General features: G+C 67.8%; 12 protein-coding genes. 4 read left to right on the top strand and 8 right to left on the bottom strand.

Annotation, left to right across the window (positions count from 1 at the left end; translation table 11 throughout):
- Positions 1-69 precede the first annotated feature (69 nt).
- Both pruA and MKCMC460_RS23940 read left to right on the top strand, forming a co-directional pair.
- Positions 70-1,704, top strand: coding sequence for an L-glutamate gamma-semialdehyde dehydrogenase (gene pruA / locus MKCMC460_RS23945; protein ID WP_236977524.1), 1,635 nt, complete (start codon positions 70-72; stop codon positions 1,702-1,704).
- Entirely contained in the window at positions 1,704-2,663 is a 960-nt protein-coding gene (locus MKCMC460_RS23940) for a proline dehydrogenase family protein (protein WP_236977523.1), read from the top strand. Before pruA ends, MKCMC460_RS23940 begins: the two co-directional genes overlap by 1 nt.
- 8 nt (positions 2,664-2,671) lie before the next feature.
- On the opposite strand, the gene MKCMC460_RS23935 is transcribed toward MKCMC460_RS23940, so the two are convergent.
- From MKCMC460_RS23935 to MKCMC460_RS23900, 8 genes are read right to left on the bottom strand one after another with little or no spacing between them, the layout of a single operon-like run.
- Entirely contained in the window at positions 2,672-3,304 is a 633-nt protein-coding gene (locus MKCMC460_RS23935) for a TetR/AcrR family transcriptional regulator (protein WP_236977522.1), read from the bottom strand.
- A gap of 5 nt (positions 3,305-3,309) precedes the next feature.
- Positions 3,310-4,473: a lipid-transfer protein gene (locus MKCMC460_RS23930; RefSeq protein WP_236977521.1), complete on the bottom strand. Its 1,164-nt coding sequence runs from the start codon at positions 4,471-4,473 to the stop codon at positions 3,310-3,312.
- The gene (locus tag MKCMC460_RS23925) at positions 4,470-4,937 is read right to left on the bottom strand and encodes a MaoC family dehydratase (RefSeq protein WP_236977520.1); all 468 of its coding nucleotides are present in this window, start codon (positions 4,935-4,937) and stop codon (positions 4,470-4,472) included. The genes MKCMC460_RS23930 and MKCMC460_RS23925 overlap by 4 nt, the downstream gene beginning before the upstream one ends.
- The gene (locus MKCMC460_RS23920) at positions 4,938-6,041 is read right to left on the bottom strand and encodes an acyl-CoA dehydrogenase family protein (RefSeq protein ID WP_236977519.1); all 1,104 of its coding nucleotides are present in this window, start codon (positions 6,039-6,041) and stop codon (positions 4,938-4,940) included.
- A gap of 2 nt (positions 6,042-6,043) precedes the next feature.
- The gene (locus MKCMC460_RS23915; protein ID WP_236977518.1) at positions 6,044-6,442 is read right to left on the bottom strand and encodes a Zn-ribbon domain-containing OB-fold protein; all 399 of its coding nucleotides are present in this window, start codon (positions 6,440-6,442) and stop codon (positions 6,044-6,046) included.
- Positions 6,442-6,984, bottom strand: coding sequence for a MaoC family dehydratase N-terminal domain-containing protein (locus MKCMC460_RS23910; protein WP_236977517.1), 543 nt, complete (start codon positions 6,982-6,984; stop codon positions 6,442-6,444). Before MKCMC460_RS23910 ends, MKCMC460_RS23915 begins: the two co-directional genes overlap by 1 nt.
- Positions 6,985-8,187 carry an acyl-CoA dehydrogenase family protein gene (locus MKCMC460_RS23905; protein WP_236977515.1) on the bottom strand — a complete coding sequence of 401 codons (1,203 nt, stop codon included), beginning with the start codon at positions 8,185-8,187 and terminating at the stop codon, positions 6,985-6,987. It abuts the gene before it with no gap.
- A gap of 3 nt (positions 8,188-8,190) precedes the next feature.
- Positions 8,191-9,348 (bottom strand): cytochrome P450, encoded by a 1,158-nt coding sequence (locus tag MKCMC460_RS23900; RefSeq protein WP_236984362.1) that lies wholly within the window; start codon positions 9,346-9,348, stop codon positions 8,191-8,193.
- A 205-nt stretch (positions 9,349-9,553) separates the two neighbouring features.
- Here MKCMC460_RS23900 and MKCMC460_RS23895 point away from each other — a divergent pair, with 205 nt between their 5' ends.
- Both MKCMC460_RS23895 and MKCMC460_RS23890 read left to right on the top strand, forming a co-directional pair.
- Complete coding sequence (locus MKCMC460_RS23895) at positions 9,554-11,035, top strand: aldehyde dehydrogenase family protein (protein WP_238304937.1); 1,482 nt, start codon at positions 9,554-9,556, stop codon at positions 11,033-11,035.
- Complete coding sequence (locus MKCMC460_RS23890; protein ID WP_238304936.1) at positions 11,032-13,254, top strand: CaiB/BaiF CoA-transferase family protein; 2,223 nt, start codon at positions 11,032-11,034, stop codon at positions 13,252-13,254. Before MKCMC460_RS23895 ends, MKCMC460_RS23890 begins: the two co-directional genes overlap by 4 nt.
- The last annotated feature ends 2 nt before the right edge of the window (positions 13,255-13,256 follow it).

Genomic DNA, 13,256 nt, shown 5'->3' with positions numbered 1-13,256 from the left:
TAGCAGCTGGTGCAAATGTTGTCCGATCAGCCAACCGAATGGCGACCCGCACCGGGGATTCTGACCTGCATGGACGCCATCACCCAGGTACCGATGCCGGCCAACGAGCCGGTCCACGACTACGCACCGAAATCACCCGAACGCCGCCGACTGCTCACTGAACTGGCCGCGCTGGCCGGTGATCCGATCGAGCTGCCGCACGTGATCGCCGGACGGCACCGGATGGGAGACGGAGACCGGATCGACGTCGTCCAGCCACACCGGCACGCCGCCCGGCTGGGCACGCTGACCAACGCCACCCACGCTGAGGCCACCGCCGCCGTCGAGGCGGCCATGGCCGCAAAGGCGGGCTGGGCCGCCACACCTTTCGACGAACGTGCCGCGGTGTTCCTGCGTGCCGCCGACCTGCTGGCCGGGCCGTGGCGGGAGAAGATCGCCGCGGCCACCATGCTCGGGCAGTCGAAATCGGTGTACCAGGCCGAGATCGACGCGCCGTGCGAGCAGGTCGACTTCTGGCGGTTCAACGTCGCATTCGCCCGGCAGATCCTGGCGCAGCAGCCCATCAGCGGCCCGGGGGAGTGGAACCGCAGCGACTACCGCCCGTTGGACGGTTTCGTCTACGCGATCACGCCGTTCAACTTCACCTCGATCGCGGCCAACCTGCCGACCGCGCCTGCGCTGATGGGCAACACCGTGGTGTGGAAACCGGCTGTCACGCAGACGTTGTCGGCATATCTGACCATGCAACTGCTGGAAGCCGCGGGCCTGCCGCCCGGCGTGGTCAACCTGGTCACCGGCGACGGGTACGCGGTATCGGATGTGGCGCTGGCCGATCCGCGGCTGGCGGCCATCCACTTCACCGGTTCGACGGCCACCTTCGGGCAGCTGTGGCAGCGGGTCGGCGCCAACATCACCGCCTACCAGAGCTATCCGCGGTTGGTCGGGGAGACCGGCGGCAAGGACTTCGTGGTCGCGCACGCATCGGCCCGCCCCGAAGTACTGGCCACGGCGCTGATCCGGGGAGCGTTCGACTACCAGGGCCAGAAGTGCTCGGCGGCGTCCCGGGCCTACGTCGCGCACTCGGTGTGGCAGCGGATGGGCGACGAGTTCCTGCACACTGCGGCAACATTGACCTACGGCGACATCACCGACCTGACCAACTTCGGCGGTGCGCTCATCGACCGCCGCGCCTTCGCCAAGAACGTCGACGCGATTGAGCGGGCCAAGGGTGCGGCGGCTGTCACCATTGCGGTCGGCGGCGAATACGACGACAGCGAAGGCTATTTCGTGCGCCCCACCGTGCTGCTGTCCGACGACCCGACCGACGAGTCGTTCGCCACCGAGTACTTCGGTCCGCTGCTGTCGGTGCACGTCTACCCCGACGATCAGTACGAGCGAATTCTCGGCGTCGTCGACAGCGGGTCGCGGTACGCGCTGACCGGCGCGGTGATCGCCGACGACCGTGCGGCCGTGTTGACCGCATCGGAGCGGCTGCGGTTCGCCGCGGGCAACTTCTACGTCAACGACAAGCCGACCGGGGCGGTGGTCGGGCGCCAACCGTTCGGCGGGTCGCGCGGATCAGGCACCAACGACAAAGCCGGGTCACCGCTGAACCTGCTGCGCTGGACCTCCGCCCGGACCATCAAGGAGACGTTCGTGCCCGCCACCGAGCACACCTACCCGCACATGGCCGGGGACCTCTGATGTCCGGGGTGTTCGCCCACACCGCGCGCCCGGCGCTGCTGGCGGCCGGCCGGGCCGACGGGTTGCGTCGCTTCGTCGAGCACTCGGCCGTGACGCGTCGGGTGGTGCGCCGGTTCGTCCCCGGGGACAGCCTGGACAGCGTCCTGGAAATCGTTGCCGCACTGCGGGATTCCGGAAGGTACATCAGCATCGACTATCTGGGGGAGAACGTCACCGACGCCGAGGATGCCGCGGCCACCGTGCGGGCATACCTGGAGTTGCTCGAAGCGCTGGGCCGGCGGGCGGACACCGCGCATGCGGGTGTGCGGCCGCTGGAGGTGTCGGTCAAGCTGTCCGCGCTGGGTCAGGCGCTGCAGCGGGACGGCGGGAAGATCGCGCTGGACAACGCCCGCATCATCTGCGAGCGGGCCGGCGCGGTGGGTGCCTGGGTCACGGTGGATGCCGAGGACCACCGCACCACCGATGCGACGCTGTCGATCTCCGGTGATCTGCGCGCGGACTTTCCCTGGCTGGGAACGGTCTTGCAGGCCTATCTGATTCGCTCGGTCGGCGATTGCCGCGACCTCGCCGATGCCCGGGTGCGGCTGTGCAAAGGCGCCTACGACGAACCGGCCTCGGTCGCCTACCGGGATGCCGACGCGATCACCGACTCGTACCTGCGCTGCCTGCGGGTACTGATGGACGGTCGTGGCTATCCGATGGTGGCGTCCCACGACCCCGCGATCATCGCCGAGGTCCCGCGTCTGGCACACGAATCAGGGCGTGGTGTCGACGATTTCGAGTACCAGATGCTGTACGGCATCCGCGACGACGAGCAGCGGCGGCTGGCGGGCGCGGGCAGTCAGGTGCGGGTGTACGTGCCGTTCGGCACTCAGTGGTACGGCTATTTCATGCGGCGGCTGGCCGAGCGGCCGGCAAACCTGGGCTTCTTCCTGCGGGCGCTGCGGCATCGAGCCTGATCTCTGGCTCACCGCACCTTCGGTGCGCCCCTGGGCGTTCGGGTGCGGTCGTCGGCGAAGCCACGCACCACGTGCGCACGCACGAAATCGGCGACCACCGCCGGATCGTCCATGTCCAGCGTCGACGACGGCGTGCTGAACAGCGAGAACAGGATTCGGGCAAACCACTCCCCGGCCGCCGCCACGTCGAGGTCTTTGCGGACCTCACCGGTGAGCTTGGCGGCGGAAAGATGCGGCGCGAAGAACTCGGCGCATTCGCGCAGCAGTACGGCGGCGTCCTTGGTCAGCAGCAGGCTGAGTGCCTCTTCGTCGAAGAACTTCTCCGAAGCGAACGCGCGGCTTGCCTGCGTCACGAACACCGCGGCCCGACACAGCTTGTCCTCCAACGAATCACCGTGATTCATGGCTTTGGACATCTCCCGGTAGAACTCCTCCGACGCGTTCTCGGCGCAGGCCTCCAGGATCGCGCGCTTGTCGCTGAAATATTCGTAGACGGTGCTGCGGGATACGTTCGCCGCTCTGGCGATGTCGACGATCGTCGTCTTCTGCAGCCCGTGCTTGGCGAAGCAGGCGTAAGCGGATTCGATGATGAGTTCGCGGGTGTCGTTCGCCTGGCTCAAGTCGGCGGCCCCGGTGGTCATTGCGCTCAGCGCCCCAGGATCAGCCCGCTGGTCGGCACTCCGGTACCCGAGGTGACCAGCACGTGCTCGACGTTCTCGACCTGGTTGTAGGAGGTGCCCCGCACCTGCCGGACGCCCTCGGTGATGCCGTTCATGCCGTGGATGTAGGCCTCACCGAGCAGCCCGCCGTTGGTGTTGATCGGGAACTCGCCGCCCAGCGACAGCCGCTGCACCGTCGCGAAGTCCTTGGCTTCGCCGCGTCCGCAGAATCCGAGTTCCTCGAGCTGGGTGAACACGAACGGCGTGAAATGGTCGTAGATGAACGCGGTTTGAATGTCCTGCGGCTTCAAACCCGAGTCACGCCAGAGCCGGTCGGCGACCACTCCCATCTCCGGCAAGCCGGTGATGTCGTCGCGGTAGTAGCTGGTCATCATCTCGCCGTTGGCGGCCGCGCCCTGGGCCGCGGCGGTGATGATCGCCGGCGCCCGGCGCAGGTCCCGTGCCCGCTCGGCGCTGGTGACCACCAGCGCCACACCTCCGTCGCTCTCCTGGCAGCAGTCCAGCAGGCGCAGCACCGGTTCGACGATCCAGCGGGAATTCTGGTGGTCCTCCAGCGTGATCGGCCGCTCGTAGAACCACGCGTCGGGATTGCGGGCCGCGTGCGCGCGGTCGACGACGGCGATCCGGCCGAAATCTTCGTTGGTGACCCCGAAGGTGGACATGTAGCGCTGGGCGTGCAGAGCCACCCACGCCGCCGGGGTGATCAGCCCGAACGGTGCGTAATGCGCCATGAACAACGGAGTCTCCGCGCTGGTGCGGCCGCTGCCGCCGAACCGGAAGCCGGACCGCTCGTTGAACGCCCGCCAGCACACCACCACCTCGGCGACGCCGGTCGCCACGGCCATCGCCGCGTGCACGACGGTGCCTGCCGCCGCGCCGCCGCCGTGATGGACGCGGGAAAAGAAGCTCAGGTCGCCGATGCCCACGTTGCGGGCGATCTCGATCTCGTCGCTGGAGTCCATGGTGAAGGTGACCATGCCGTCGACGTCACTGGGCGCCAGCCCGGCGTCGTCGAGTGCGGCACTGACCGCCTCGCAGGCCAATTGGAGCTCGCTGCGCCCGGACTCCTTGGAGAACTCGGTCTGCCCGATCCCGACGATTGCGCACTTGCCCGGCAGCGTGCTGCTCACGCGCGGGTTCCGTCGAGCAGGCTGAGCACCGCGGTTCCCGAGACGTGGTCGCCGAGGTCGTTGCAGCCGCGGAAGGTCACCTCGACGAAGTTCTCGCCCGCTGGACCGGCCGGGTCACCCGCCGTCTTCTTGGTCACGGTGCCGGTGAAGCTCAGCGTGGAGTTCGGAAAGCACGGCACGCCGAGGCGAATCGAGAGGTTCTTGACCATCGCCTCCGGGCCGGCCCAGTCGGTGAGGAACCGCACGCAGTAGCCGTTGGTGGTGAGGATGTTCATGAACAAGTCCGGCGAGCCCTGCTTGTTGGCGTAGTCACGGTCGTGGTGCACCGGCATGAAGTCCCTGGACGCGATCGCGCCGGCGACGATTTTCGTTGTGCTGATCGGGATTTCGAGTGAGGTGAGTTGGTCGCCGACTTCGATGTCCGCCCAATTGAGCGTGCTGGTTCGGCTGGTGGTGGTCGTCATCTACAGTCCTTCCGGATAGGTCGCGCCGAGGCGGGCCAGCTGCTGGGAGGCGGGACCGAGGCTCAGCTCGTTGTGCTTGGCCCACAGGAAGTAGCGGTGCAGGGGATAGGTGACGTCGATCCCGATGCCACCGTGTACCTGCTGCGCGGTCGCGGTGACCCGTGCACCGGCCTCGGCGGCCCAGAACTTCGCGATGCGGGCGGCTCGGTCGGCCGGCCGGTCGTGGGCGACCAGCCAGGCCGCGTGCCAGGTGGTCCAGCGCATCGCCTCGACGTCGATGAAACCGTCGGCCATCCGCTGCTGCACGGCCTGGAAGCTGCCGATCGGCCGGCCGAACTGTTCCCGCCCGGTGGTGTACTCGGCAGCGATGTGCAGCGCACGGTCGGCCACACCCAGCTGGACGGCGCACAGCGCCACCAACGCCCGGGTGTGAAGCGAATCGACATCGCCGGCGAGCCGGTCGTCCTCGGAAACGGTTGCGCCGTCCAGGAATACGTCGGCGTGGGGTTCGCGGTTGGTGGTCGGGACCGGCCGGACCTGCACACCGGGGGCGTCCGTCGCCACCAGGAACAGGCCGGCGCTGCCGTCGTCCAGAGCCGCGGGGATGAGGATCGTGTCGGCCAATTGTCCGGCCGGTACCAGTTCCTTGATTCCGTCGAGCCGCCAGTTTCCCCCGTCCCGGCGTGCGGTGGTGGCCGGGTGTGCCGGGTCGGAGCGTCCGGGCTCGGCCAGGCCGGCACTGAGGATACGTTGCCCGGCAACGATGTCGGGCAGGTAGCGCTGCTGTTGGTCGGGAGTGCCGTGCCGGGCGATCGGGTCGGCGCCGAGCACCAGCGTCGGATACGCCGGCACCGGGGCCACGCTCCACCCGACCTCGGCCAGCAGCACCCCCAGTTCGACGAAGCCGCCGCCGTTGCCGCCCAACGACTCCGGCAGCGCCGTCCCGAGCAGGTCCGCGGCGGCCAGTTCCTGCCACAACGCCGCGTCGTAGCGGATGTCGCCGGCTTCCAGCTCGCTGAGCCGCTCCGGCGTGGCGCGGCGCTCGAAGACGTCGCGGGCCAGCTTGGCGATGGTCTCCTGTTCCTCGGTGAAGGTGAAGTCCATGGCTACCGGCTCGGCCGGAACTGGTGCAGCGTCAGGTCGTTGTCGAAACTCTGGAAGTAGAGTTGCACCGGCATCCCGACTTTCACCTCAGCCGGGTCGATGTCGGTCAGGTTCGACACCAGCCGCACTCCTTCCTCCAGCTCGACCAGCACCACGATGTAGGGGTAGTCGAAGAACGGAACGCGTGGCTGATGCGGCATCACGTAGCTGTACACCGTGCCGCGGCCGGACGCCGGCACCGTCTCCCACTCCAGCGACCGGCAATGCGGGCACATCGGGCGGGGTGGGTGACGCAGCACCCCGCACCCGTCGCAGCGCTGGATCAGCAACTTGTTGTCCCGCAAGCCATTCCAGAAGAACTCGGTATCCGGGCTGATGGCCGGCGCCATTCGGGTCGCCATCAGCGGGCCGGCCTGAATCGAAGTACGCGGAAGCGTTGCCGGCCCAGCACTTCGCCGTGCTGGTTGGTGTAGGTGGTCAGCCAGGTCAGGAAGAACCCGGTGCCCAGCGCCGTCTTCTTCTCGTCCGACACCGACTCGTACACCGTCGTCGCGCTGATCAGATCACCCAGCCGCGGGTAGCGTTCGATCTCGAACTCGGAGTTGGTGGCCACGGTGCTGGTGTAACCGGCCTCGTCCAGGAAGGCCGTCGGGTTGCTCTTGATCTCGATCGGCGCGCCGCCGCGGTCGCCGATTCCTTCCAGCTTGGGCGACGGCATCGTCCAGGTCTGCAGCATCACCGGTGGCGACACGATGCCGCCGAACCGCGACGTCGCCGCGAAGTCGGGGTCGATGTACACCGGGTTCAGGTCGTCCATGGCGTACGCCCAGTGCCGGATCATCGGCTGATTCACCGGATCCGGTGCCACCGAGGGTTTTCCGCTGCCACCGGTGGGCTTGCCGACCAATGCCTGCACCTTGGCCTGAAGCTCTGAGTCGGTCACTTAGCTCGATCCTCCTTTGTCGGCGGTGGCGCGTAGGTCACGCGGTGCGCGCGGCATGCCCAGGCCCGCCATGGCGATGATGTCCCGCTGGATCTCGTTGGCGCCGCCGCCGAAGGTGTTGATGACGGCTTGACGGTACGCGGTCTCCAGGGCGCCGCGCAGCGGTGCGTCGGTGCCGCGGCGCACCCCGTTGCCGTCGAGCACTTCCAGCAGCTGCCGGGCGACCTGCTGGGTCAGCTCGGTGCCGAACACCTTGGCCGCAGAGGCTTCGCCCATGCTGAGCACACCTTTGGTCATCGCAGCGTTCACCCGCAGGTTGACCAATTTGTATGCGGCAACTTGAGCTTCGACCCGGGCCAGGGCGAGCTGCACCCACGGCTGGTCGATCACCCGGGCGCCGTCGAGCTCGGTGCTGCAAGCCCACTGCAGCGTCTTCTCGAACAGCGGCTCGAGCGCGCCCAGATTGCCCAATGCGGCGCGTTCGAAGTTCAGCTGGGTGGTGATCAGTTGCCACCCCTGGTTCTCCTCGCCCACCAGCGCGCTGACCGGCACCCGCACGTCGTCGTAGAACGTGTAGAAGGTGGAGACTCCCGGCATGGTGTGCAGCGGTTGCCAGGAGAATCCCGGTGCCGAGGTAGGCACGATTAGAATCGAAATGCCCTTGTGCTTCTTGACATTCGGGTCGGTCCGGACGGCCAGCCAGATGTAGTCGGCGTAGGCGGCGCCACTGGTGAACATCTTCTGACCGTTGATCACGTAGTGATCCCCGTCGCGCACGGCGGTGGTACGTATCGAAGCCAGGTCGCTGCCGGCGCCCGGCTCGGAGTACCCGATGGCGAACTCCACACTGCCGTCCAGGATCGCCGGCAGGAACGTGCGCTTCTGCTCCTCGGTACCGCGCTGCATCAGCGTCGGCCCGACGGTGTTGAGTGTCACCAGCGGGATCGGCGCCCCCGCCCGGCGCGCCTCTTCGCCGAAGATATACTGCTCGATCGCCGAGAAGCCTTGTCCGCCATATTCTTTGGGCCAGCCGACACCCAACAGGTGGGCCGCGGCGAGGGCGCGGACGCACTCCCGCACCGCGGGGCCGCCCTCGATGTTCTTGCCGATCGCGGCGACGCGCTCGGGCGTCATGACCTGTTCCAGGGTGGCGCGCATCTGCGCGCGCAGCCGCTGCTGTTCGGGCGTGTACTCCAGATCCATCCCTCAGGCTCCCAGCCGTACCGGCATCCGCTTGACCCCGGGCACCATGGTGGCCTTCATCCGGTCGACCTCGCCGACGAGTTCCAGGCGGGGAAAGCGGCGCAGCAACTCCTCGAACAGCACGGTGGCTTCCAGCCGTGCCAGTTGTGCTCCGATGCAGGAATGTTCGCCACAGCCGAACGCGATGTGCGGGTTGGGATGCCGGGTCACCTTGAATTCCTCGGCGTCACTGCCGAATACGTCCTCGTCGCGGTTGGCCGAGCCGTACAGCATCGACACCACCTCGCCCTCGCGGATCAGCTGGCCGCGCAACTCGACGTCGCGGGTCGCGACCCGGGACATGCTCACCACCGGGCTGGTGAAGCGCAGCATTTCCTCGACCGCCGCCGGGATCAGCGTGGGGTCGGCCACCAGCAGCCGGCACTGTTCGGGATGGCCGATCAGCGCCAAGGTGCCCAGCGCGATCAGGTTGCGGGTGGTTTCGTTGCCGGCAACCAGCAGCAGGAAGGTGAAGTTCAGCAGGTCTTCGTCGCTGAGGCGGTGTTCGTCGATCTCTGCTTCGGCCAATACCGACAGCAGGTCGTCGCGCGGATCCGCGCGCCGGGCGGCGATCAGTTTCTGAAAGTACTCGAAGAGCTGGCCGATGGCCACGAACGGATCGAGCTCGATCTCGGGATCAGCCGTCCCGGTGGCGGCGTCCGACCAGGCGCGGAACTGCTCCCAGTCATCGGGCGGCGCGCCGATCAACTCGGCGATCATCCGGGTGGGCAGCGGGGCGGCGATCTCTTCGGCGAACTCGTGCACCGAATCGGGCTGGACCTGGTCGAGGATGCCGCGCACGATCTCACGGATCTTGGGCTCGAGCACCGCAACACGGCGGCGGGTGAACCCGGCGTTGATCAGTTTGCGCATCTGCCGGTGCCGGGGCGGGTCGGTGAAGATGAGGTTGCCCTCCTGCACCGGGTTCGGCAGCTGCGGGTCGGGGATGCTGATGCCCTTGGTGGAGGTGAACAGCGCCGGGTTGCTGGAGACGAAGCGGATGTCCTCGTACTTGAGCAGCGCCCAGAAATTGGTGACGTCGTTCCACAGCACCGGCGACGTCGCGCGCAGCTGCCGGTAGGCCGGATACGGGTCGCCGGCGTAGAAGTCGGGGGAGTGCAGTGGGAATTCCGGTGAGTGCAGCTCAGCATCGGCGCGCACGCTCAGGATTCTCCGATCCGACACTTTTGGGGAAAGTGTCCTGCGCATCGTGTCTACTACCCGGCGACATGCTCTGTCAATACGCCCTCAACACACTGAAATACCTTGAATTTCAGATGATCGACGATTGACGCAGGGTGTGCGCGGGTGTACACCAAGGGGACAGATGACCGACATTTCGGTGAGGACGCAGATGCTACCGACGCTCGTTGACACCTACCAGCTCTACATCGACGGCCGGTGGGTCGAACCCGAAGACGGCCGCTACCAAGACATCTCACCCGTCACCGAACAGGTCATCGCCACCGCACCCGACGCCAGCGTCGACCAGGTCGGTGCGGCGATCGGCGCCGCCCGCCGCGCCTTCGACGACAGTCCCTGGGCGACTATGACCGCCGCAGACCGCGCCGAGTGCCTCAACCAACTCGGCCAGGCGCTGCTGAAGTACGCCGACGACTTCTTCGCGCTGTCCCGGGCGGAATGGGGATGCACCGAGAACGAGCGGCTGATGCAGATCGACGGTGCGGCGTTCATGTCCATGCACGCCGCCCAACTGGCCACCCAGCTGGTTGACGAAGAGGTGACCGGGATCGGCGCCGGCAAGACGGTGCTGCGGCACGCGCCGTTGGGCGTGGTGTCCATCCTGACCCCGTGGAACTTCCCGCACTGCCTCAACGTGATGAAGCTCAACCACGCGCTGGCCGCCGGGGACACCGTGGTGCTCAAGCCGTCCCCGCTCACCCCGGTGGCGGGGCTGGCGCTGGCGCGGCTGATCGACGAGCACACCGACATCCCGCCCGGCGTGGTCAACGTCGTCACGCCGTCGAGCGTCGAGGCGGCCCGGCTGCTCACCACCGACCCGCGCATCGACATGGTCAGCTTCACCGGTAGCAGCGTGGTCGGGCGGCAGGTGATGTCGGCCGCCGGTGACACGCTCAAGCGGATCCTGCTGGAGTTGGGCGGCAAGTCGGCGTGCATCATCCTGGACGACACCGAGGTCACCGACGAGATGTTGCAGCAGTTGCTGTTCGACTGCTGCTCGCTGCACTCCGGACAGGCCTGCATCCTGCAAAGCCGGTTGCTGCTGCCCGATTCGCTGCACGACGACGTCGTCGAACGTCTGGTGGCGATGGCCCGTGCCGTCAAAGTGGGCGACCCCGCCGATCCCGAGGTGCAGATGGGACCACTGATCAGCGACGCCCAACGGGGCCGGGTCGAGGCGCACGTCGCCGGGGCGCTCGACGAGGGGGCCCAGCTCGCCACCGGGGGCCGGCGGCCGGCCGGGCTGGACGTCGGCTTCTATTTCGAGCCGACTATTCTCACCGGCGTGCAACCGAATTCGGTTATCGCACAAGAGGAAGTCTTCGGCCCGGTGCTCAGCGTGATCCGGTACCGCGACGACCGGGACGCAATCGAGATCGCGAACAACTCGCAGTACGGGCTGTCCGGCGCGGTGTGGGGCGGCGACGTGGACCGGGCGGTCGGTGTGGCCCGTCGCATCCGGACGGGACAGGTCGCGGTCAACGGATGCGGTGCGGGTGCCGCGCCGTTCGGCGGTTTCAAGCTGAGCGGGCTGGGACGCGAGGGCGGCGGCATCACCGGGGTACACCAATACATGGAGCCGATGGCGATCGGGGTTCCCGCGTGAGTGGACCCCTCGCGGGCCTGCACGTCGTCGAAATCGCCACCGAGATCTCCGGCCCTTACGCCACAAAGCTTTTCGTGGATCTGGGTGCGGAGGTCGTTAAAATCGAGCCGCCGCAAGGGGATCCGCTGCGGCGGTGGGGACCCTTCCGGGACGGGGTGCCGGACCCGCAGCGGTCGGGGTTGTTCGAATACCTCAACACGGGCAAACGGTTTGCCGGCCTGGACGAGGCCGGTGCCCTGATCGCGTCGGCGCAGGTGCTGGTCGAGAATCTACCGCCCGGCACCCTGGCCGGGTGGGGGCTGGGCGCCGGCGAATTGGCCCGCCTCAACCCGAATCTGGTGCTGGTGAGCATTTCTGCATTCGGTCAGTCCGGGCCCTGGCGTGACCGCGTGGCGTCGCCGCTGACCATGCAGGCGGTATCCGGCTGGATCAGCGCCCGCGACCCGGACCGCCCGCCGGTGCAGGCCGGCGCCCGAATCTCAGAATATGTTCCGGGCGCCTACGGGGCGCTGGCTGCGCTGACCGCGCTGCGGTTTCCCGGGTCCGGCTTCCGGTGCGTCGACGTCTCGGAATTCGAGTCGCTGCTCGCCACGCTGCCCTACCCGATGCTGATGGCCGAACGGATGAAAAGCCTTGGGCTGCCGCCGAATATCCGGGCCGCGCCGATGCTGGGGGTGGTGCGCGCCGCCGACGGCTGGGTGGGCATCAACTGCCTGACCGGGCAGCACTGGCTCGACGTCTGCGCGATGCTGGGCCTGCCGGAGTTCGGTGAACACCAGCTCGCCATCATGATGGGCGGCCCGCAGCGCGCCGAGTTCTTCGCCAGGGCGGAGCCGCTGCTCGCCGCGCAGACCGTCGCCGAACTCGTCGAACTGAGCCAGGCCATGCGGATCCCGGCCGCGCCGGTCAACGACGGCGCCACCGTGTTGGAGTCGCCGCAGTACGCCAAACGCGGATTCTTCGTGGCGACCGGTGGTTTCACCCGGCCGGGTTCGCCGTTCCGGTTCTCCCGGTCCGCGAAGGTAACCGCACCGCGAAATCCCGGGCCGCAGGTTGCAGCCCCGTCGCACTCGCCGCCGGGATTCGAAGGGCTTCGGGTGCTCGACCTGAGCACCTTCTGGGCTGGCGCCTACCTGACCTGCTACCTCGGCGCGTTCGGCGCCGACATCGTGAAGGTCGAATCCATCCAGCGGCCGGACGGCCACAGGTATTCGGGCGCTTACCCGTTCGAGGGGGACGACTGGTACGAGCGCAGCGCTCTGTGGCAGGCGACCAACCTCAACAAGAAGGACATCACCCTCGACCTGACCACCGATCGCGGTCGCGACATCGCCCAGCGACTGGCCGCACAGGCCGACGTGGTCGTGGAGAATTTCTCCCCGCGGGTGGTGGAGCAGTTCGGTCTGGACTACGAATCGCTGGTGAAACTGCGGCCCGATGTCATCGCGGTCCGGATGCCCGGTTTCGGACTGGATGGGCCGTGGCGTGACTACGTCGGCTGGGCGCTGAACATCGAGCAGACCTCCGGGATGACCGCCGCCACCGGGTACGCCGACGGACCGCCGTGCAACCTGCAGGGCCCGGCCGACCCCATCGTCGGCGTGCACGCCGGGGTCGCGCTGCTGGCCGCCCTGCGACACCGCCGCCGTACCGGGGAGGGCCGGCTGATCGAGGTCGCCCAGATCGAGGTCGCCGCCGCGGTGACCGCCGAACCGGTGATCGAGTATTCGATGAACGGCGTAGTGCGTTCCCGCGAAGGCAACCGTCGGCGCGGCTGGCTGCAGGGCGTGTATCCGACCCACGAAGACCAGACCTGGGTGGCCCTGTCCTTGCCCGACGCGGGCGGCATCGACCACGACCTGTTCGACGAGCTGGTCGCCGCCTGGACCCGCACCCAGACGGCGGCGGCCGTCGTCGAAAGCCTTCGCGCGCAAGGAATTCCGGCAGAGCAAGTCACCACCGGGGACCGGATGTGCGATTTCGCCCAGCTCGATGCCCGGCGGTTCTACGAAGAGTTCGAGCACCCCGTCACCGGGCCGCGGCGCTTTCCCGGCTGGCCGTTTCGCATCACCCCCGGACCCGCCCGGCATCACCGCACCCCGCCGCCCACCCTCGGCCAGCACAACGACGAGATTCTTTGCGCGTTGGGGCTTTCCCCCGACGAACTGGCCGAACTGCGCGCGCAGCGGATCATCGGTGAACGAGTGCTCAACGCCTAGTG

It is taken from the genome of Mycobacterium sp. 20KCMC460 (genome assembly GCF_022179425.1).
GTDB classification, from domain to species: domain Bacteria; phylum Actinomycetota; class Actinomycetes; order Mycobacteriales; family Mycobacteriaceae; genus Mycobacterium; species Mycobacterium kiyosense.
This window is presented reverse-complemented; position numbering and strand designations above follow the sequence as displayed.

Excerpts from the sequence above, each read along its gene's own strand:
- pruA (WP_236977524.1), top strand. The coding sequence starts at position 70 with ATGGACGCCATCACCCAGGTACCGATGCCGGCCAACGAGCCGGTCCAC.
- MKCMC460_RS23940 (WP_236977523.1), top strand. The coding sequence starts at position 1,704 with ATGTCCGGGGTGTTCGCCCACACCGCGCGCCCGGCGCTGCTGGCGGCC.
- MKCMC460_RS23935 (WP_236977522.1), bottom strand. The coding sequence starts at position 3,304 with ATGACCACCGGGGCCGCCGACTTGAGCCAGGCGAACGACACCCGCGAA.
- MKCMC460_RS23925 (WP_236977520.1), bottom strand. The coding sequence starts at position 4,937 with ATGACGACCACCACCAGCCGAACCAGCACGCTCAATTGGGCGGACATC.
- MKCMC460_RS23920 (WP_236977519.1), bottom strand. The coding sequence starts at position 6,041 with ATGGACTTCACCTTCACCGAGGAACAGGAGACCATCGCCAAGCTGGCC.
- MKCMC460_RS23915 (WP_236977518.1), bottom strand. The coding sequence starts at position 6,442 with ATGGCGACCCGAATGGCGCCGGCCATCAGCCCGGATACCGAGTTCTTC.
- MKCMC460_RS23905 (WP_236977515.1), bottom strand. The coding sequence starts at position 8,187 with ATGGATCTGGAGTACACGCCCGAACAGCAGCGGCTGCGCGCGCAGATG.
- MKCMC460_RS23895 (WP_238304937.1), top strand. The coding sequence starts at position 9,554 with ATGACCGACATTTCGGTGAGGACGCAGATGCTACCGACGCTCGTTGAC.